Here is an 18,799-nt window from a genome sequence, read left to right on the forward strand (position 1 = left end):
GTTTTTAAGCCTGTGAATACGAGTCATGCGGGACACTTCGAGTGTTTAACCAGTGTTCGCTCCATTGCGAATGGCATTGTCCATGGTACTGGCGACTACAACTGTTTCTTCCAATGACGGGTCACTCCGAATATTGCAGTGCCACCTGGTGGGGCCATTTATCCATTACACGTTTTGCAACGCTTGCATTTTTGACAACCTCCAGCGATCGCCTAGGTTTGAGGGAGCAGCTCAGGAAAGCTGCTTCATGACTTATTTCAAGGAGCGTCACTTATGCGTACCGGTTATTTCTACTCGCTGATCTTTGCTTTCCTCACCAGTGCCTCAATCGCTGCGATTGCGGCCCCTGTAGCGCCTTCGGAGACGACGAAGGCTCCTTTGCTGATGGATGCAGCTGCTCCTTCTCAGACTGCCAAGGTCGATCTCAACGGCGCGGATGCGGCGACGTTGCAGAAGGAGTTGGCGGGTGTGGGGGAGGCGAAGGCGCAGGCGATTGTTGCGTATCGCGATACAAACGGGCCGTTCGCGTCGGTGGATGAGTTGCTGGAAGTGAAGGGGATTGGCAAGGCGATTCTGGATCGCAACCGTGACAAGCTGGAAGTGAACTAAGCTGACAGTTCAACGCCGAGAGGCCGGTCATTGACCGGCCTTTTTATTGGGTGCCGATCTGTTGAATGTCTGAATGCTAAAAATTACGGGTATCATATTGCGTCTTGATTATGCCTATAATAATTTCGCTCGGGACTGATTCAGCAGCCGAATCGCAGCACACCGATGCACGTCGAATTTTGAATTGATAAGGGGTAACCACGATATGAACCAACGTCGAGTCGTCGTCACGGGCATGGGCCTGGTTTCACCCTTGGGCAGTGATGTTGAAATCGTCTGGCAGCGTTTGCTGGCCGGTCGTTCCGGGTTGCGCAACTTGCCAGATGCAGTCGTGGCTGATCTGCCGACCCGGGTCGGCGGCAGTGTGCCGACGGTGGAGGAGGATGCCGAGGCCGGGTTTGATCCGGATCGTGCGACGCCGCCCAAGGAACAGAAGAAGATGGATCGCTTCATCATGTTTGCCATGGAAGCGGCGCGGCAGGCGCTGGAGCAGGCCGGCTGGCATCCGGCGGACGCTGAAAGCCAGGAGCGCACTGCAACAATCATCGGCTCGGGTGTCGGTGGTTTCGGTGCGATTGCCGATGCGGTGCGTACCACTGACAGCCGTGGTCCTCGGCGTTTGTCGCCGTTCACCATTCCATCGTTTCTGGTCAATCTCGCGGCGGGTCATGTCTCGATCCAGCATGGCCTCAAAGGGCCGTTGGGCGCTCCGGTTACCGCATGTGCCGCCGGGGTTCAGGCGATCGGCGATGCAGCGCGGTTGATCAGGGCGGGGGAGGCGGACATCGCTGTATGTGGCGGTGCGGAGGCGTCGATCGATCGCGTCAGTCTCGCCGGTTTCGCGGCGGCGCGGGCGTTGTCCAGCGGCTACAACGACACCCCGGAAAAGCTTCGCGTCCCTTCGACAGTGGGCGCGATGGTTTCGTGATGGGCGAGGGCGCCGGTCTATTGGTCATCGAGTCGCTGGAGCATGCGCTCGCACGGGGTGCGAAGCCGTTGGCCGAACTGGTTGGCTACGGCACCACGGCCGACGCCTACCACCTGACCGCCGGGCCGGAAGACGGTAGCGGCGCACGCCGGGCGATGCATTTGGCACTGGCTCAGGGCGGTGTAAGGCCGGAGCAGGTGCAGCATCTCAACGCTCATGCGACGTCGACGCCGGTCGGCGATTTGGGCGAGTTGGCGGCGATCAAGGCGTTGTTTGGCACGCAGAACAAGATCGCCGTGACTTCGACCAAATCCGCTACCGGTCATTTGCTCGGCGCGGCGGGTGGGCTGGAGGCGATTTTCACGCTGCTGGCGATTCGTGATCAGGTGGTGCCACCAACGCTCAACTTCGAAAACCCGGATCCGGCGAGCGAAGGGGTAGACATCGTGCATGGCGAGGCGCGCTCCATTTCAATCGAATATGCCTTGTCCAACGGCTTTGGTTTTGGCGGGGTCAATGCGAGCGTGTTGTTCAAACGCTGGGAAGGTTAATCGCTCGATTGCTTGAGATGTCCGCGGGTGACGTCGAGGATGCGCTGAGCGAAGTCGGCATCCGCGACGCTGCGTGACAGCAGCAATGCGCCAGCCAGGGTGGCCATGATGACAATGCTGCGATCGGCGCTGTTCTCGCCTTCGAGCGTGCCTTGAATTTGTTCGAGGCGAGCATTGAGGACTTCGTCGCTGGTGGGGCTTGGTTGGCCGCGCAGGCCCAGCTCCGATGAAATGGTCAGCAGCGGGCAGCCTTCGTCGGGCGAGGTCTGATGCCACTCTGACAGGTAGGTGTCGATGAACACTTGCAGAGGGTTTTCCTGCGCGAAGATTTCTTCGCACAGGCCCGCGACTTGCTCGCCGGCCTCTTGCAGGGCTTTTTCGACCAGCTCTTCCTTGGATTTGAAGTGTGAGTAGAAACCGCCATGGGTCAAGCCCAGGGCTTTCATCAAAGGCTGCAGGCCGGTGCCGCCGATACCGTCCTTGCGAAATCGGGCGGAAGCCTCCTTGATGATGCGTTGATGGGTCTGGGCTTTGTGATCTGGCGAGTAACGCATGTGGAGCTCTCCGCGACGATGCTGCCATCTTAACCACGGAAGATTAAATGGTGACTGTACTTCTAAAATCTAAACAGCCTGCGGGTAAGTCCGATTGTGCTGAAAAAACAAACCCCGCCATTGCGGCGGGGTTGGTATCAGCGGTCTTGTGCATCCTTGGCATCCGCTTCGGCATTGCGCTGTGCGACGCGCTTGCGTTCTTCATCGGTCAGTTCGACCTTGTTGGCGGTGTCGCGCAACATCATCAATCCGCCGACAATCGAGCCGATCGCAACGACCAGAATCAACCAGGCATACCAGGGCATAACGGCTCTCCTTAATGGCAGCTCGACGGGCGAGGACTTCGCCGTGCGATGCTGCATACCACCTTTGAGCGAAACGACTTCGCAGTGGTTCCATTCTAGGCCGCTTGCACCCGGTGCATCCGAAATTCCTGTAGGAGCTGCCGAAGGCTGCGATCTTTTGATCTTGAAAAGCAAAGATCGCAGCCTCGTTTCACTCGTCAGCTCCTACAGGGGACGAGTCGTTACAGGCCTGTGAGCATGGCATCCGCCGGCGCATCGGCGCGCAGTTGCCCGGTGAGCATGAAGTAGCAGAACCCCACCGCCATGAAACCGAGGAAAATCAGCCCGATCAGTGTGTTGAACCACGCCATCGCTACCAGGCAAACCACCGCTAGCACCAGCGCGATCAGTGGAACCAGCGGATAGCACGGCGCGCGGAAGGTGCGCTCCAGGTTTGGCTCGGATTTACGCAGTTTGAACAGGCTGAGCATGCTCATGATGTACATCACGATGGCGCCGAACACGGCCATGGTGATCATCGCGGCGGTGAGTGTCATGCCGCCGAGGTTGATCAGACCGTCGCTGTAGATCGCCGCGATGCCGATAAGGCCGCCAGCGATGATTGCGCGGTGCGGGGTCTGGAAGCGCGACAGTTCTGCCAATGAGGCGGGCAGGTAACCGGCGCGGGCGAGGGCGAAGAATTGCCGCGAATAACCAAGGATGATGCCGTGGAAACTGGCGACCAGGCCGAACAGGCCGATCCAGACCAGCATGTGCAGCCAGCCGGAGTTGTCGCCGACCACGGTTTTCATCGCCTGCGGCAGTGGGTCGTTGATGTTGGACAAGGTGCGCCAGTCGCCGACGCCGCCAGCGAAGAACATCACGCCCATTGCCAGCAGCACCAGCGTCAGGATGCCGCTTATGTAGGCTTTTGGGATCGTGCGTTTCGGGTCCTTGGCTTCCTCGGCGGCCATGGCTGCGCCTTCGATGGCGAGGAAGAACCAGATTGCAAATGGAATTGCCGCGAACATCCCGGCAATTGCCGGCGCGCCGAAGACGTCGGAACCGGCCCAACCATTCAGCGCGAAGTTGCTGAAGCTGAACGCCGGCGCGACCACGCCCATGAACACCAGCAACTCAGCCACCGCCAGCACGCAGACGATCAGCTCGAACGTCGCGGCCAGTTTCACCCCGAGAATGTTCAGGCCCATGAACACGATGTACGCCCCGACCGCCGCGTGTTTCGGGTCGAGTGCCGGAAATTGCACATTGAGATACGCGCCAATCGCCAAGGCAATCGCTGGCGGCGCGAAGACGAATTCGATCAGTGTGGCCAGCCCGGCGATCAATCCGCCTTTTTCGCCAAACGCGCGGCGGCTGTAGGCAAACGGCCCGCCGGCATGGGGAATCGCGGTGGTCAGTTCGGTAAAGCTGAAGATAAAGCAGGTGTACATGGTCGCGACCATGAATGAAGTCACCAGAAAACCCAGCGTACCGGCCACGCCCCAGCCGTAACTCCAGCCGAAATATTCCCCGGAAATCACCAGCCCCACGGCAATGCCCCACAGGTGCAACGTGCCCAGCGTGGGTTTGAGTTGTGTGTTCATGCGCTTGCTCCCGCAATGGTTGGAAAGCTCAGGGGAGGGCGTGTGCAGTGGGCGTGCCACTACCGTGAAACAAGTCGTAATGAGTTCAAAGCTGTCGCAGGGGGATGTCCGGGTGGGGATAGCTGCTTTTTGTGCGCCAGTTGGGTGCGATGTTGTCGGTGATGCCGTCTTCGCGAGCAGGCTCGCTCCCACATTTTGAAATGCGTTGCCCCGGTGGGAGCGAGCCTGCTCGCGAAGGCGCCAGCCCAAACACCACGAAACTCAGCCGTAAAGCCCGCATAAACCCACTCTTTACGCTTTCTTTATGACCCACGCCGGGCCTCGCTCTCGTTCCTTTACAGCCTCCTTCCCGACAATCGCTGCACACACGGCAATACGCCGTTACACGGAGATCTTCCATGAGCGTTCTGGACGGGGTGTCACTGCTGTTGGCAGTGGGGCTGTTCATTTATCTGTTGGTTGCGCTGTTGCGCGCGGACCGGAACTAGGAGCGGCTATGCACAGTTATGACTATTGGCTGATCCTCGGGTTTTTTGCGCTGGTCCTGCTGCCGGCGCCGTTCCTTGGGCGCTTCTATTACAAGGTGATGGAGGGCCAGCGCACCTGGCTGACGCCGATTCTCGGACCGGTCGAGCGCGGTTGCTATCGTCTTGCCGGGATCGATGCGCAGGCGGAGCAGAGCTGGCAGAAGTACACGCTGGCGCTGCTGGCGTTCAACCTTGCAGGTTTCCTGTTGCTGTTCGCGATTCTGCTGTTCCAGGATCACCTGCCGCTGAACCCGCAAAATCTGCCGGGCCAGGAATGGACCCAGGCGTTCAATACCGCGGTCAGTTTCATGACCAACACCAACTGGCAGTCCTACAGCGGCGAAGCGACCCTCAGCTATCTGAGCCAGATGGTCGGTCTCACCGTGCAGAACTTTGTCAGCGCCGCCACCGGCCTCGCCGTACTGGTCGCGCTGTGCCGTGGGATCGGCCGTAAGTCGGCGCAGACCCTCGGCAACTTCTGGGTCGACATGACCCGCGCCACGCTCTATGGCCTGCTGCCGCTGTGCCTGCTGCTGGCGCTGTATCTGGTCTGGCAGGGCGTGCCGCAAACCTTCGCCCAGTATGTAAATGCCGTGACTTTGCAAGGCGTCGATCAGGTGATCCCGCTCGGCCCGGCCGCCAGCCAGATTGCGATCAAGCAACTGGGCACCAACGGTGGCGGTTTCTTCGGGGTCAACTCGGCGCACCCGTTCGAGAACCCGACCGCGTGGAGCAACCTGTTCGAAGTCGCTTCGATCATCCTGATCCCGGTGGCGCTGGTGTTCACCTTCGGCCATTACGTCAAGGACCTGCGTCAGAGCCGCGCGATCATCGCCTGCATGCTGGCGTTGTTCCTGATCGGCGGTGCGACATCGTTGTGGGCCGAGTATCAGCCGAATCCGACCCTGAACAATGCCGCCGTCGAGCAGACCGCGCCGCTGGAAGGCAAGGAAGCGCGCTTCGGTACTACCGCGACGGTGCTGTGGTCGGTGACTACCACGGCGGCTTCGAACGGCTCGGTGAACGGCATGCACGACAGCCTCAACCCGCTGAGTGGCATGGTCGCGCTGGTCAACATGATGGTCGGCGAAGTGATCTTCGGCGGTGTCGGTGCCGGGCTCTACGGCATGTTGCTCAACGTGCTGATCGCGGTGTTCCTCGCCGGTCTGATGATCGGTCGTACGCCGGAATACCTCGGCAAGAAACTCCAGGCCCGCGAAGTTCAGTTGCTGGTGGTGACGCTGCTGGTGATGCCGGTCGGCGTGCTGGTGCTCGGCGCGATTGCCGCCACGGTTCCCAGCGCTGCGGCAACCATCAGCAACCCCGGCCCGCATGGCTTCAGTCAGTTGCTCTATGCCTACACCTCGGCGAGCGCCAACAACGGTTCGGCATTTGGTGGCCTGGGCGCGAACACGCCGTTCCACAACCTGATGCTCGGCCTGGGCATGTTGATCGGCCGCTTCGGCTACATCCTGCCGGTGCTGGCACTGGCCGGTAGCCTGGCGATGAAGAAAAGCGCACCGGTCGGCCAGAACAGCTTCCCGACTCACGGCCCGCTGTTCGTGACCCTGTTGACCGTGACCATTTTGCTGGTGGGCGGCCTGACGTTCTTGCCGACGCTGGCGCTCGGTCCTATCGCCGAACATTTAAGTATGGGCTTCTAAGGAATCCATCATGAATATGCCTGCAATCAAACCCGCCGCCGTCAAAGCGCCGGAACAAGCCAAAACCGCGATCTCGGCCCTGTGGCGTCCGGCGCTGGTGCAAGCCTTCGTCAAGCTCGACCCAAGGCAACTGGCCCGTTCGCCAGTGATGCTGGTGGTCGAACTGACGGCGATTTTCACCACCGTGCTGTGCTTCCTTCCGGACGCTGATGTGCCGACCTTCGTCGCCGCACAAATCGCTCTGTGGCTGTGGTTCACCGTGCTGTTCGCCAACTTCGCCGAGGCCTTGGCCGAAGGTCGTGGCAAGGCCCGCGCCGACAGCCTCAAGGCCGGCAGCGAAGGCCTCAGCGCCCGTTGCCGCCAAGCCGATGGCAGCTTCAAGATCGTGCCGGCTGCCAATCTGCGCAAGGGCGACGTGGTGCGTGTCGAAGCCGGGGAAATGATCCCCGGTGACGGCGAAGTCATCGAAGGCATCGCGGCGGTCAACGAAGCGGCGATTACCGGTGAATCGGCGCCGGTGATCCGCGAGTCCGGCGGCGACCGCTCGGCCGTCACCGGCAACACGCGGCTGGTGTCCGACTGGCTGCTGGTGAAGATCACCACCAACCCTGGTGAATCGACCCTCGACCGCATGATCGCCCTGGTCGAAGGCGCCAAGCGTCAGAAGACCCCCAACGAAGTCGCGCTGGATATCCTGCTGATCGGCCTGACCCTGATCTTTCTGCTGGTGGTCGTCACCCTGCAACCGTTCGCGCATTTTGCCAATGGCAGCCTGCCGCTGGTGTTCCTCGTGGCGTTATTGGTCACGCTGATCCCGACCACCATCGGCGGTCTGCTGTCGGCCATCGGTATCGCCGGGATGGATCGACTGGTGCGCCTGAATGTGATCGCCAAATCCGGTCGCGCGGTGGAGGCGGCGGGTGACGTGCATGTGCTGTTGCTCGACAAGACCGGCACCATCACCTTCGGTAACCGTCGTTGCAGCGCGGTGTATGCCGCGCCGGGTGTGACCGGCCGTGAACTGGCCGAAGGCGCGCTGTTCGCCTCGCTGGCCGATGAAACCGCTGAGGGCAAGTCGATCGTCGAGTTCCTCCGTGGCCTGCATCCGCAACCGGAGCCGGCCCCGGAAACCCTGACCGCCGTGCCGTTCAGCGCGGAAACCCGCTTGTCCGGCGTCGATTATCAGGGCCGCGTGTATCGTAAAGGTGCGGTGGATTCGCTGCTGGCGTTTCTCGGTCAACAACGTAGCGATCTGGCCCCGGCGCTGGCGCGGGAAATCGACAAGATTGCGCAGAGCGGTGGCACGCCGTTGCTGGTCTGTGCAGACGGTAAGTTGCTTGGCGCGATCCATCTCAAGGACGTGGTCAAACCAGGCATCCGCGAGCGTTTTGCCGAGTTGCGCAAACTGGGAATTCGCACGGTGATGGTCACCGGCGACAACCCGCTGACCGCAGCAGCCATCGCCGCTGAAGCGGGCGTCGATGATGTGCTCGCCGAAGCCACGCCGGAGAAGAAACTCGCGCGCATTCGCCACGAGCAGAACGACGGTCGCCTGGTCGCCATGTGCGGCGACGGCGCCAACGACGCCCCGGCGCTGGCCCAGGCAGACGTCGGCATGGCGATGAACGATGGCACACAAGCAGCACGCGAAGCGGCGAACATGGTCGATCTCGATAGCGACCCGACCAAGCTGCTCGACGTGGTGCAGATCGGCAAGGAATTGCTGGTGACCCGTGGCGCGCTGACGACCTTTTCCATCGCCAACGACATCGCCAAATACTTCGCGATTCTGCCGGCGCTGTTCGCCTCGATTTACCCGCAGCTGGGCGTGCTGAACATCATGCATCTGAGCAGTCCGCAGAGCGCGATTCTCTCGGCCATCGTCTTCAACGCTTTGATCATCGTTGTGCTGATTCCACTGGCATTGCGCGGCGTGCGTGTGCAAGCAGCGAGTGCGGCGGCGTTGCTGCGGCGCAATCTGCTGATCTATGGCGTCGGCGGGATTGTCGTGCCGTTCGTGGGGATCAAGGTGATAGACATGCTGCTTACGGCGTTGCATCTGGTGTAAGGCTCAAAAGAGCCCCTCACCCTAACCCTCTCCCGGGGGGAGAGGGGACTGACCGAGGTGTTTGTGCGAGGTTCGCCGACCTGAAATTCCGAGCCTAACTCAGGTTTTGAACAGCAAAAGGATCGGCTCCTTTCCCCCTCGCCCCCTTGGGGGAGAGGGCTGGGGTGAGGGGGAAAAATCTCCCTGATACCCTGCAAAAGTTTGCCCAACGAATTCGAGGATTTTGAAATGTCCACAATGATACGCCCGGCCCTGACCCTGTTGGCGCTGATGACCCTGATCACCGGCGTCGCCTATCCACTCGCGGTCACCGGCATCGCCCAGGTCGCCTTTTCCGACCAAGCCAACGGCAGCCTGATCCACGACGCCGACGGCAAAGTCCGCGGCTCGGCGCTGATTGCGCAGGATTTCAGCGGCGACAACTGGTTCCACCCGCGCCCGTCCGCCGGGGCTTTTGCCACGGTCGCCAGCGGCGCCAGCAACCTCGCGCCGAGCAATCCGGCCCTGGCGACCCGCGTGATCGAAGACGCGCAAAAACAACAAGTCGCTGGGCAGGGGCCGGTGCCATTGGCCTTGCTGACCACCTCCGCCAGCGGCCTCGATCCGCACTTGCCACCGGCGGCAATTGCCTATCAACTGGCGCGTGTCGCAGCAGCGCGTAACCTGCCGGTGTCGACCTTGCAACAATTGCTCGATAAGCACATCGAACAGCCGCTGGTTGGGCCGCCGGTGGTGAATGTGCTGGAGCTGAATCTGGCACTGCAAAACCTGTAATTCAGTTGATACCGATCGTTCCCGCGCTCTGCGTGGGAATGCATCAATAGACGCTCTGCGTCTGCTTTTATGGGACGCAGAGCGTCCCGGGCTGCGTTCCCACGCAGAGCGTGGGAACGATCATCAGGAAGAGAGACATCAAGCATGAGCGACTCCGGCCGCGCCGACGCACTGTTAGCAGACCTGCCCCGCGATGGCCGTGGCCGGCTGAAGGTTTTTCTCGGCGCGGCGCCCGGGGTCGGCAAGACCTACGCCATGCTCCAGGCTGCCCACACGCAACTGCGCCAGGGCGTAAAGGTCCTGGCCGGCGTGGTCGAAACCCATGGCCGCGCCGAAACCGAAGCCTTGCTCGGCGGCCTGCCGCAGCAGCCGTTGGTGCGCAGCGAATACCGTGGCGTGCTGCTCGAAGAAATGGACCTCGACGGCATTCTCGCCGCCAAGCCGAAGCTTGTGCTGGTCGATGAACTGGCCCACAGCAACGCCCCCGGCAGCCGTCACGCCAAGCGCTGGCAAGACATTCAGGAACTGCTCGCCGCCGGCATCGACGTGTTCACCACGGTCAACGTCCAGCACCTGGAAAGCCTCAATGATCAGGTGCGCGGCATCACTGGCGTGCAGGTGCGCGAAACCCTGCCGGACTGGGTCCTGCAGGAAGCCTTCGAGCTGCTGCTGATCGACCTGCCGCCGCGTGAATTGCTCGAGCGTCTGCGCGAAGGCAAGGTCTACGTGCCGGAACAGGCCCGCGCTGCGATCGACGCTTTTTTCACCCAGACCAACCTTACCGCCCTGCGTGAACTGGCGATGCAGACCGCCGCCGCGCAGGTCGACAACGATCTGGCCCAGGGCTATCGCCAACTCGGGCAGGCCGCGCCGGCGGTACGCGGGCGTTTGCTGGTCGGTATCGATGGCGATGCGCAGGCCGAACGGCTGGTGCGTCACGCCAGCCGCGTCGCCCAGCGCCGGCATCTGCCGTGGAGTCTGGTGCATGTCGACAACGGCAGTGCCCGTGACGAGCAATCGCGTTTGCGTTTGCAAAGCGCCCAGCAACTGGCCGAACGCCTCGGTGGCGAAGTGGTGCTGTTGCGGGCCGGCGAAGTGGCGAAAACCCTGATTCAACACGCCGCCGAGCGCCGCGCCAGTCTGTTGCTGGTCGGCCAGTCGCGGCCACGTCTGCGCCGTCGACTGTTCGGCGGTGGCCTGGCGGCGCGCCTGCTGCGTCAGGCGCACGGTCTGGAAATCAACGTGCTCGACAGTGACCACGAGCAGCGCCAACCGCGCCCGCGCAATTCAGTCACGCTGGTGTGGTTCGACTACGCGCTGGCGCTGGTCGCGACGTTGTTGGCCACGGCCCTGGCCTGGGCGGTGTCGAGTGTGTTGCCGCTGCCGAACATCTCGCTGGTTTTTCTCGCGGCGGTGTTGCTGGTGGCGGTGCGCAGCAGCCTCGGTCCGGCGCTGGCCTGTGCGGCGTTGTCGTTTCTGACCTACGATTTTCTGTTCATTCCACCGAATTTCTCCTTCAGCATTCAGCGCGAAGAAGACGTGCTGACGCTGCTGTTCTTCCTGTTGATGGCGGCACTCACCGGCAACCTCGCGGCGCGTCAGCGGCGGCAGTTGCAAGCTTTGCGCGATACCCAGGAAGAGACCAGCGAGCTGCTCGACCTGTCGCGCAAACTCACCGCCGCGACCGATCGCCAAGCCGTGATCAGCGCTGCCGCGCAACACCTCGAAGGCTGGAGCGATGTGCAATTGTGCCTGCTCAACCGCGACGGCCAGGGCGGCTGGAAAGTCGAAACCGGCGGGCCACTGCAATTCACCGAGGCCGAACGCGCCGCCGCCGATTGGGCCTGGCAACACGATCAACCGGCGGGCAAGGGCACCGGCACCTTGCCGCTGGGGCGTTGGTGGTGGTGGCCGTTGTCGGTCGAGGACGGGCCGCTGGCGTTGCTTGGTGTTTGCGCCAAGGAAGGCCAGAGCTTGAGCGGTCAGCGCCGACGTTTGCTCACTGCGCTGAGCCAGCCGCTGGCGCAAGCCCTCGCCCGCGCGCAATTGGCCGATGACCTCGAAGCGGCGCGTCTGCACGGCGAAACCGAACAGTTACGCAGCGCCTTGCTGGCCTCGGTGTCCCACGATTTGCGCACGCCGCTGACGGCCATGCGCGGCAGCATCGACAGCCTGTTGGCCCTCGGCGAAGCGATCCCGCTGGAGGATCGCCGCGAGTTGCTCGAAGGCACCCGCGATGAGGCCGAACGCCTCGACCGCTACATCCAGAACCTGCTCGACATGACTCGGCTCGGCCACGGCGCCTTGAAGCTGGCGCGCGACTGGGTATCGCCGGCCGATATCGTCGGCAGCTCGCTCAATCGCCTGCGCGCCGTGCTGGCGCCGCTGCAGGTCAGCACCGAAGTGCCGGCCGAGTTGCCGTTGCTGTATGTGCACGCGGCGCTGATCGAACAGGCGCTGGTTAACGTGCTGGAAAACGCCGCGCGATTTTCGCCCAGCCACGGTCGCCTGCAACTGCGCGCGGGTGCCGATGAGCAGGAGATTTTCTTTTCGGTCAGCGATGAAGGCCCGGGGATCCCTGAAGAGGACCGAGCGAAGATTTTCGACATGTTCTACACCGCCGCGCGCGGTGATCGCGGCGGGCAGGGCACGGGGTTGGGGCTGGCGATCTGTCAGGGCATGGTCGGCGCGCACGGCGGGCGTATTTCTGTGGCTGACGGCATCGACGGGCGCGGCACCTGCATCACCTTGCACCTGCCGTTGCAGGCGCAACCGGGGATGGACGGTGAAGCTTGAAGTCGACTGCGCTACTCTCTTGCCAATCTATTGTGTTGATGTGAATTCATGAGCCAGACCGCGACCATTTTGGTCATCGACGACGAACCGCAGATCCGCAAATTCCTGCGCATCAGCCTCGCTTCACAAGGCTACAAAGTGCTCGAAGCCGGCACTGGCGCTGAAGGCCTGGCACAAGCCGCGCTGAGCAAACCTGACCTGGTGGTGCTCGACCTCGGGTTGCCGGACATGGACGGTCAGCACGTCCTGCGCGAGTTGCGCGAATGGGCGACCACGCCGGTACTGGTGCTGTCGGTGCGCGCCAGTGAAGGGCAGAAGGTCGAAGCGCTGGATGGCGGCGCGAACGACTACGTGACCAAACCGTTCGGCATTCAGGAATTTCTCGCCCGGGTTCGCGCGTTGTTGCGCCAGGCACCGGCGGGGGAGGCGCAGCCAGCGGCGCTGAGTTTCGGCCCTCTGACCGTGGATCTGGCCTATCGACGGGTGCTGCTCTATGGCGCCGAAGTCGCCCTGACCCGCAAGGAATATGCGGTGCTCGCGCAACTGGCGCGGCATCCGGGGCGGGTGATCACCCAGCAGCAATTGCTCAAGGATATCTGGGGGCCGACGCACACCGAGGACAGTCATTATCTGCGCATCGTGGTCGGGCACCTGCGGCAGAAACTGGCGGATGACCCGACCCGGCCGCGGTTTATCGTGACTGAGGCGGGGGTGGGGTATCGGTTGTTGAGTGAAGTTGGCTGATCTGACGCCTTCGCGAGCAGGCTCGCTCCCACAGTGAGCTATGTATCACCCAGATTTCATTCCCCCGAGAACCCTGTGGGAGCGGGCTTGCCCGCGATGAGGCCGGAACATTCACCCACAGCCTTCAGGTAATCAACCCTGCTCCTGCTCATACCGATCCAGCGTATCACTGGCAATCTCCCGCCCCAGCGCGATCAATTCCGGCGCCTTGTAGAACTCGAAAAACCGGCATACCCGCTTCGGCACGTTGATCAGGATATCCGGCGGATACCCGGCAATCTTGTACTGTGCCAGCGAGGTCTGCATCACCTCGAAACTCTGGTTGATCAAATCCAGCAGCGACGCCGGCCCGACGTTATCGATGATGAACGAACCTGTAGCGGATTTCGGTGCGCCTTCGCGTTCCGGCGCGGCGGCCGGTTGCTGGCTTTCCGGTTCGACGCCTTCGAGCCAAGGATTGATCTCCGCCGCCTCGGCGCGCAAGGCTTCCTGTTCCAGCTTCAACAATTGCTCGGCCTGTTTACGGCGGAACGGCAACTTCGAACCCATGGATTTGATCAGACTGTCGAAGCGCGAACGGAACGCCGCCGGCCGCTCGATCACCGGCAACTTGTACTGGCGCTGATTGGTGGCGTTGAGGTTGACCGCGATGATCAGGTCGCAATGGCTCGACACCACCGGAACGATCGGCAACGGATTGAGAATGCCGCCGTCGACCAGCATGCGGTTGCCCTGCATCACCGGGGTAAACAGGCTGGGAATCGCCGCCGAGGCGCGCATGGCCTGATGCAGGCAGCCTTCCTGAAACCAGATTTCCTGCTGATTGGTCAGGTCGGCGGCGACGGCGGTGTAGGGAATGCGCAGGTCTTCGATGTTGATCTCGCCGACGATCTTGCGAATCTGCCCGAAGACCTTTTCGCCGCGAATCGCGCCGAGACGGAAACTCACATCGACCAGACGCAGCACGTCGAGGTAATCAAGGCTTTCGATCCAGCGGCGGTACTCATCCAGTTTGCCGGCGGCATAGATCCCGCCGACCACCGCGCCCATCGAACAACCGGCAATGCAGGCGATGTCGTAGCCGCGTTTTTCAATTTCTTCGATGACGCCGATATGGGCGTAGCCCCGGGCGCCACCGGAGCCCAGTACCAGTGCGACACGCTTTTTCATCAAACTTCCTCCGGACAAGCCTGCACAATGCACGCATCGGCCAAGCGGCTCAATCGCCAAGGTCGTTGCGCGAAGCGGTGACGTCGTTTTTCGTTCGCGGCGTACGCTTGCGCGCTATGCTCTGCGCCACGTGGTTTGACCGATCAGCGAGGCACTTTTTCACCGCTTGACCGTCTTACCTGCACGACTGTTGACCTACCTTGAGGTGTGAGTGATGAAAGCCTGGATCTGTGTACCGTTGATGGCTCTGGTTCTGGCCGGTTGCGCCGGCAAAACCGCGTACCGCGACAGCTGCGGCAGCCAACTCGACGCGGCCTGGCACGAACTGGACCTGGCCAAGGCCGAAGGCTTCGCCGGCACCGTCAGCTATTCCAAAGCGCTGTCGCTGCTGACCGCCGCCAAGACCCAGCAACAATTCGAAGGCTTTGAAGGCTGCAGCAAGAAAGCCGAGAAAGCCCGCTTCTACATTCGCGAGTCCCGCGCAGGACGTTAACAGCAGCTGCAAGTTTCTAGCTGCAAGCCACAAGCTTTGAAGCAAACGCATTCAGCTTGAAGCTTGTAGCTAGAAGCTTGCAGCTGTCTACGGAGTAGACCCCCATGATCGATCGCTTGGTGGCTCATGTGTTGAGCCTGGATGTGCGGCTACTGGCATGTCAGGCGCGCTTGACTGCGCGCACTGATCCCGAGGCGTTGCATGATTTGCGCACCACGGTGCGGCGCTTGCGCAGTCTGTTGCGGCCGTTGCGCGGCTTGCCGGGTGTCGAGCAACTGGAGGCGGCGGCTTCGGCGGTGGGCGAGTTGACCACACCGTGGCGTGATCGCGAAGTGCTCGCGGCGTATCTGCTCGAGCATGATCAGCCCGAGGCTGCGCAGCGGCGTCTGGCGCAAATGGCCGAGGCGTATCCGGCGCTGGCGGCGAGTGCGGAAGTGGCTTCGTTGCTGATGATTCTTGACGCCTTTCCACGATTTTTGCGCGCGTCCCAGCGTCAGGGGCTGCTCAAGGATCTGGATAAACGCATCGAAAAACGGCTGGGCAAACAATGGCAGAAACTCGATGCGGCGCTGCACGATCCCGCCCATGACCGCCATCGCCTGCGCCTGCTGATCAAACGCGTGCGCTATGGTATCGAAGCCTACCCCGAACTGGATCGCTTGCCGAAACCGGCCTACAAACGCCTGAAATCCGCGCAAGGCGCACTGGGCGACTGGCACGATTGCTGGCAATGGCTGGCGCGCGCCGAACAGGAGGCTGATCTGCAGCCGTGCGTGGCCACCTGGCAGGCCGGGTTGATCAAGGCAGAGCTGAAGGCCGATCAAGTGCTGGAAAAGCTCAGCGCTACGTGTTTCAAATCCTGAAGCTTACGCATCCCCTGTAGGAGCTGCCGAAGGCTGCGATCTTTTGATTTTGATTTGCAAACAGATCAAAAGATCGCAGCCTCGTTTCACTCGACAGCTCCTACAAGGGTTTTGCGGCGAAATCGAAAAGTGCCAAGGCCTATCTGTCAGCCCATTTGACCGGAATAGACGCTGCGCCGCCGCCTGGGGCTGGGTAAGATCCGCGCATTCCTTTCTCGTTTTCCGAGGTTGCCATGCGCTTTTGCGATCTGCTCGATGCTGTCCGCCAACAACCTGAAGTAATCATCCCCGCCGAATGGGGGCAGGGCCGCGCCAGTTTTGGCGGACTGGTGGCCGCGCTGCAATTTGAAGCCATGCGCGCCAGGGTGCCGACGGAGCGCCCGGTGCGTTCGCTGGCGATTACCTTTGTCGGCCCGGTCGAGCCGGAAGTGCCGGTGAGTTTCGAAGTCGACGTACTGCGTGAAGGCAAAGCCGTCAGCCAGGTGTTGGGCCGCGCCATGCAGAATGGTCAGGTGGTGACGATCATTCAGGGCAGCTTCGGTGCCTCGCGGCCCTCGGAAGTCGCTGTCGAAGCCTACCCGGCGCCGACCATGAAACACTGGGACGAATGCCAGGAGCTGCCCTACATCAAAGGCGTGACCCCGGAATTCATGCGCCATCTGGCGATGCGCTGGAGCGTCGGCGGTATTCCGTTCTCCGGCACGGCGTCGCGCTTGATGGGCGGCTGGGTGCGGTTGCGTGGGGATGTCAAAGAGGAGCCGGTCAACGAGGCGCATCTGCTGGCGCTGGTGGATGCCTGGCCGCCGGCGCTGTTGCCGTATCTGAAGAAACCGGCGCCGGGTAGCACGCTGACCTGGACCATCGAATTCGTGCAGCCGTTACACGACCTGAGCACGCTGGATTGGTGCCAATACCTGGCCGATATCGAATACGCGGCCGACGGTTACGGCCATGTCGCCGCGAAGTTGTGGAGCGCGAAAGGGGAGTTGATTGCCATGAGTCGGCAGACCGTGACGATCTTCGCCTGACTCAATGCCGACGGTGGCGCTCACGCCAGGCGCGCCACCAGCCACCGCTGAGAAAGAACCGGGGGAAGGTCAGAAACTGCTCGACCAGCAAACGTGACACGGCATCTTTGCGATCACTGAACGGCTCGGAGGCTTGCGCCTCCAGGCCGTGACCGTGGCGCTGCAGACCCAGCGCCGCCATGATACCGATCACGCCGATGGCGACGCTTGCCAGACTCAAGCTGAACACCCCCGACACGATCAGCAGAAACGCCACGATAAACATCGGCACAGCAATCAGGTGCAGGACCAGATTTGTCGGATGCTGATGATTGCCCGGGTAGGCGCGCCATTGCCATGCGGGAAGGTTGGGGTGACGTTTGCCCATGTTTGCTACTCCTCGATCCATGTTGAACTTCATGGTTGAAGAATAGGCCCGGGCGCGGAGCGCGGCGAATCAAGGTTGGCTATTGAGCTGATAGCGGCAATGGCAAAATTTGATGTCGCCTGAGCGGACGGCATCGCGGGCGAGCCCGCTCCCACAGTGTGCTCGGTGTACGCACAATTGTTGATTGTCGAAAATCCCTGTGGGAGCGGGCTTGCCCGCGAAGAGGCCATCAGAGTTTCAACTGGCCTATCGCCTTGTTAAGCGCCCCGGCCAGCGCCGCCAGCTCATTACTGGTCGTCGCCGAATCCACCGTCTGCTGCACGGTGTTCTCGGTCACGTCACGAATACTCACCACCGCCCGGTTCATCTCCTCGGCAACCTGACTCTGCTGTTCCGCCGCCACGGCAATCTGCGTGTTGCTTTCGCGCATCTGCGCCACCGCTCCGGTGATTTCCGCCAGCGCCGCGCCAGCCTCTTGGGCCTGCTGCACGCAGTCGTCGGCCTTGTACGAACTCTCCTGCATGAAATCCACCGCATCGCGGGTGCCGGCCTGCAATGCGGCGATCATGCCGGTGATCTCGTCGGTGGAAGCCTGCACGCGCTTGGCGAGATTGCGCACTTCATCGGCGACCACGGCAAAGCCGCGACCCATCTCCCCGGCGCGGGCCGCTTCGATCGCCGCATTCAGCGCGAGCAGATTGGTCTGTTCGGCAATGCTGTGAATCACGCTGACCACGCCGTTGATCTTCTGGCTGTCCTCGGCCAGGCGTTGAATCATTTCTGCCGTCTGCTGCACGCCGTTGGACAACCCGGCAATCGATTGCTGCACCCGCGCCACCACCTGCTGACCGCTGCCGGCGAGGCCATCGGCGGTTTTCGACAGATCGCGTGTGGCGCCGGCGTGTTGCGCGATGTGATAAACGGTGGCGGTCATTTCGTTGATCGCGGTGGCAGCCTGGTCGGTTTCGCTTTGTTGGCCGAGCATGCCGTGGCGCACGTCGTTCATGCTCGAGGCCAGCCGCGCTGCACCGTCATCCAGTTGTCGCGCGGTGCTGGCAACGGTGGTCACGACGCGTTGATAACCGGCCTGCATGGCGTTGAAGGCATTGGCCATCTGCCCGACCTCGTCCTTGCCCACCAGCGGCACGCGAGCGGAGAGGTCGCCGGTTTTTTCAACGTGCAGCATCACGTCTTTCAACGTGTTGAGCTGGCTGAGCAGAAAGCGGATCAACAGTTGCGAGGCGCCGAGCATCGCCAGCATCAGGACGAAGACCGCCAGCGCATAGTTGGCGAAACGCTCGCTGAACACCTGGCTCAGGCTCGGGGCATAGGCGATGACCGCCACTTGCTCGCCGTCGGCACGGCTGAACACTTCGGCGCCGATCAACGGATTCTCGCCAAACAGCGGCATTTCATTGATGGCGTTCCAGCCGTTGCTGCCGCTGATTTCCAGTAGCGGTTGATCGTTGAGACGCGGCACTTCACCGCGCTTGAAGGTCAGCACCTGAGCGGACTTGGGCAACGGTTGCCCGAGCGGCCAGGCCTTGAGCAACTGCGCCTGCGCCTGCGCGGACACCTGCGCGGCGTGGCTGCGGGCCTGCTGTTCGAGATGTACGGCGTACAGTACGAGCAGCAGGGTGGTGACAAAGGCGACCGCGTTGACCGCCCAGAATTTGTATTTCAGCGAGATGTTGCTAAGCCAGGCACCCATGGAGGTCTTCTCTGATAGCGGAAACAGTTTTGGCAAGGTGCCATTATTGTGCCGCTATGCA

The 18,799-nt window shown here is 61.8% G+C and carries 17 protein-coding genes and 2 pseudogenes; 13 read left to right on the top strand and 6 right to left on the bottom strand.

Features of this window, described 5'->3' with window-relative positions; genetic code table 11:
• Positions 1 to 273: 273 nt before the first annotated feature.
• From ACZZ0K_RS05410 to ACZZ0K_RS05425, 4 genes and pseudogenes are all read left to right on the top strand, one after another.
• Positions 274 to 609 carry a ComEA family DNA-binding protein gene (locus ACZZ0K_RS05410; RefSeq protein WP_150742528.1) on the top strand — a complete coding sequence of 112 codons (336 nt, stop codon included), beginning with the start codon at positions 274 to 276 and terminating at the stop codon, positions 607 to 609.
• A gap of 235 nt (positions 610 to 844) precedes the next feature.
• A pseudogene (locus ACZZ0K_RS05415) lies at positions 845 to 1,342 on the top strand (beta-ketoacyl synthase N-terminal-like domain-containing protein); the annotation flags it as partial.
• Between the two features lie 59 nt (positions 1,343 to 1,401).
• A pseudogene (locus ACZZ0K_RS05420) lies at positions 1,402 to 1,524 on the top strand (hypothetical protein); the annotation flags it as partial.
• 12 nt (positions 1,525 to 1,536) lie between these two features.
• Positions 1,537 to 2,088: a beta-ketoacyl-[acyl-carrier-protein] synthase family protein gene (locus ACZZ0K_RS05425; RefSeq protein ID WP_463559749.1), complete on the top strand. Its 552-nt coding sequence runs from the start codon at positions 1,537 to 1,539 to the stop codon at positions 2,086 to 2,088.
• On the opposite strand, the gene ACZZ0K_RS05430 is transcribed toward ACZZ0K_RS05425, so the two are convergent.
• The 3 genes from ACZZ0K_RS05430 to eat form a co-directional block, all read right to left on the bottom strand.
• Positions 2,085 to 2,642 (bottom strand): TetR/AcrR family transcriptional regulator, encoded by a 558-nt coding sequence (locus tag ACZZ0K_RS05430; protein ID WP_252878663.1) that lies wholly within the window; start codon positions 2,640 to 2,642, stop codon positions 2,085 to 2,087. The genes ACZZ0K_RS05425 and ACZZ0K_RS05430 overlap by 4 nt on opposite strands.
• Before the next feature lie 137 nt (positions 2,643 to 2,779).
• A complete protein-coding gene (locus ACZZ0K_RS05435) occupies positions 2,780 to 2,947 on the bottom strand; it encodes a DUF2897 family protein (protein WP_016770901.1) in 168 nt (55 codons plus the stop codon).
• A 221-nt stretch (positions 2,948 to 3,168) separates the two neighbouring features.
• Entirely contained in the window at positions 3,169 to 4,533 is a 1,365-nt protein-coding gene (gene eat / locus ACZZ0K_RS05440; protein ID WP_258707034.1) for an ethanolamine permease, read from the bottom strand.
• A gap of 398 nt (positions 4,534 to 4,931) precedes the next feature.
• Between eat and kdpF the strand changes: the two genes are divergently transcribed.
• From kdpF to ACZZ0K_RS05470, 6 genes are all read left to right on the top strand, one after another.
• Entirely contained in the window at positions 4,932 to 5,021 is a 90-nt protein-coding gene (kdpF, locus tag ACZZ0K_RS05445) for a K(+)-transporting ATPase subunit F (RefSeq protein WP_007899818.1), read from the top strand.
• Between the two features lie 8 nt (positions 5,022 to 5,029).
• Positions 5,030 to 6,724 (top strand): potassium-transporting ATPase subunit KdpA, encoded by a 1,695-nt coding sequence (gene kdpA, locus ACZZ0K_RS05450; RefSeq protein WP_463559008.1) that lies wholly within the window; start codon positions 5,030 to 5,032, stop codon positions 6,722 to 6,724.
• Between the two features lie 10 nt (positions 6,725 to 6,734).
• Positions 6,735 to 8,792, top strand: coding sequence for a potassium-transporting ATPase subunit KdpB (gene kdpB, locus ACZZ0K_RS05455; RefSeq protein ID WP_122611496.1), 2,058 nt, complete (start codon positions 6,735 to 6,737; stop codon positions 8,790 to 8,792).
• Positions 8,793 to 9,020: 228 nt separating this feature from the next.
• Positions 9,021 to 9,566 (top strand): potassium-transporting ATPase subunit KdpC, encoded by a 546-nt coding sequence (gene kdpC / locus ACZZ0K_RS05460; protein WP_310217536.1) that lies wholly within the window; start codon positions 9,021 to 9,023, stop codon positions 9,564 to 9,566.
• Between the two features lie 144 nt (positions 9,567 to 9,710).
• On the top strand, positions 9,711 to 12,362 hold the full coding sequence (locus tag ACZZ0K_RS05465) for a sensor histidine kinase (protein WP_056788409.1): 2,652 nt from the start codon (positions 9,711 to 9,713) through the stop codon (positions 12,360 to 12,362).
• A gap of 48 nt (positions 12,363 to 12,410) precedes the next feature.
• On the top strand, positions 12,411 to 13,106 hold the full coding sequence (locus tag ACZZ0K_RS05470; RefSeq protein ID WP_463559009.1) for a response regulator: 696 nt from the start codon (positions 12,411 to 12,413) through the stop codon (positions 13,104 to 13,106).
• A gap of 132 nt (positions 13,107 to 13,238) precedes the next feature.
• Here ACZZ0K_RS05470 and ACZZ0K_RS05475 read toward each other — a convergent pair whose 3' ends face one another.
• Entirely contained in the window at positions 13,239 to 14,276 is a 1,038-nt protein-coding gene (locus tag ACZZ0K_RS05475) for a patatin-like phospholipase family protein (protein WP_039759961.1), read from the bottom strand.
• 214 nt (positions 14,277 to 14,490) lie between these two features.
• On the opposite strand from ACZZ0K_RS05475, the gene ACZZ0K_RS05480 reads away from it, so the two are divergent.
• The 3 genes from ACZZ0K_RS05480 to ACZZ0K_RS05490 all read left to right on the top strand — a co-directional run bounded on the left by ACZZ0K_RS05480 (position 14,491) and on the right by ACZZ0K_RS05490 (position 16,660).
• Entirely contained in the window at positions 14,491 to 14,769 is a 279-nt protein-coding gene (locus ACZZ0K_RS05480; protein WP_016770894.1) for a hypothetical protein, read from the top strand.
• Between the two features lie 104 nt (positions 14,770 to 14,873).
• Positions 14,874 to 15,632 carry a CHAD domain-containing protein gene (locus ACZZ0K_RS05485; RefSeq protein ID WP_041478383.1) on the top strand — a complete coding sequence of 253 codons (759 nt, stop codon included), beginning with the start codon at positions 14,874 to 14,876 and terminating at the stop codon, positions 15,630 to 15,632.
• A gap of 233 nt (positions 15,633 to 15,865) precedes the next feature.
• Positions 15,866 to 16,660, top strand: a complete 795-nt coding sequence (locus ACZZ0K_RS05490; RefSeq protein ID WP_041478384.1) for an acyl-CoA thioesterase — start codon at positions 15,866 to 15,868, stop codon at positions 16,658 to 16,660.
• Position 16,661: 1 nt separating this feature from the next.
• Here the strand turns inward: ACZZ0K_RS05490 and ACZZ0K_RS05495 are convergent, their stop codons facing one another.
• Both ACZZ0K_RS05495 and ACZZ0K_RS05500 read right to left on the bottom strand, forming a co-directional pair.
• Positions 16,662 to 17,027: a DUF962 domain-containing protein gene (locus ACZZ0K_RS05495; RefSeq protein WP_463559010.1), complete on the bottom strand. Its 366-nt coding sequence runs from the start codon at positions 17,025 to 17,027 to the stop codon at positions 16,662 to 16,664.
• A 229-nt stretch (positions 17,028 to 17,256) separates the two neighbouring features.
• Positions 17,257 to 18,738, bottom strand: coding sequence for a methyl-accepting chemotaxis protein (locus tag ACZZ0K_RS05500; protein WP_463559011.1), 1,482 nt, complete (start codon positions 18,736 to 18,738; stop codon positions 17,257 to 17,259).
• Between the last annotated feature and the right edge of the window lie 61 nt (positions 18,739 to 18,799).

The sequence above is a fragment of the Pseudomonas sp. AC255 genome, assembly GCF_979258175.1.

What these genes read in the sequence shown, in the direction of transcription:
- ACZZ0K_RS05465 (WP_056788409.1), top strand. Translation starts at nt 9,711, where the DNA reads ATGAGCGACTCCGGCCGCGCCGACGCACTGTTAGCAGACCTGCCCCGC.
- ACZZ0K_RS05490 (WP_041478384.1), top strand. Translation starts at nt 15,866, where the DNA reads ATGCGCTTTTGCGATCTGCTCGATGCTGTCCGCCAACAACCTGAAGTA.
- ACZZ0K_RS05485 (WP_041478383.1), top strand. Translation starts at nt 14,874, where the DNA reads ATGATCGATCGCTTGGTGGCTCATGTGTTGAGCCTGGATGTGCGGCTA.
- ACZZ0K_RS05500 (WP_463559011.1), bottom strand. Translation starts at nt 18,738, where the DNA reads ATGGGTGCCTGGCTTAGCAACATCTCGCTGAAATACAAATTCTGGGCG.
- ACZZ0K_RS05470 (WP_463559009.1), top strand. Translation starts at nt 12,411, where the DNA reads ATGAGCCAGACCGCGACCATTTTGGTCATCGACGACGAACCGCAGATC.
- eat (WP_258707034.1), bottom strand. Translation starts at nt 4,533, where the DNA reads ATGAACACACAACTCAAACCCACGCTGGGCACGTTGCACCTGTGGGGC.
- ACZZ0K_RS05430 (WP_252878663.1), bottom strand. Translation starts at nt 2,642, where the DNA reads ATGCGTTACTCGCCAGATCACAAAGCCCAGACCCATCAACGCATCATC.
- ACZZ0K_RS05480 (WP_016770894.1), top strand. Translation starts at nt 14,491, where the DNA reads ATGAAAGCCTGGATCTGTGTACCGTTGATGGCTCTGGTTCTGGCCGGT.
- kdpA (WP_463559008.1), top strand. Translation starts at nt 5,030, where the DNA reads ATGCACAGTTATGACTATTGGCTGATCCTCGGGTTTTTTGCGCTGGTC.
- kdpB (WP_122611496.1), top strand. Translation starts at nt 6,735, where the DNA reads ATGAATATGCCTGCAATCAAACCCGCCGCCGTCAAAGCGCCGGAACAA.
- ACZZ0K_RS05410 (WP_150742528.1), top strand. Translation starts at nt 274, where the DNA reads ATGCGTACCGGTTATTTCTACTCGCTGATCTTTGCTTTCCTCACCAGT.
- kdpC (WP_310217536.1), top strand. Translation starts at nt 9,021, where the DNA reads ATGTCCACAATGATACGCCCGGCCCTGACCCTGTTGGCGCTGATGACC.
- ACZZ0K_RS05435 (WP_016770901.1), bottom strand. Translation starts at nt 2,947, where the DNA reads ATGCCCTGGTATGCCTGGTTGATTCTGGTCGTTGCGATCGGCTCGATT.
- ACZZ0K_RS05425 (WP_463559749.1), top strand. Translation starts at nt 1,537, where the DNA reads ATGGGCGAGGGCGCCGGTCTATTGGTCATCGAGTCGCTGGAGCATGCG.
- ACZZ0K_RS05475 (WP_039759961.1), bottom strand. Translation starts at nt 14,276, where the DNA reads ATGAAAAAGCGTGTCGCACTGGTACTGGGCTCCGGTGGCGCCCGGGGC.
- ACZZ0K_RS05495 (WP_463559010.1), bottom strand. Translation starts at nt 17,027, where the DNA reads ATGGGCAAACGTCACCCCAACCTTCCCGCATGGCAATGGCGCGCCTAC.
- kdpF (WP_007899818.1), top strand. Translation starts at nt 4,932, where the DNA reads ATGAGCGTTCTGGACGGGGTGTCACTGCTGTTGGCAGTGGGGCTGTTC.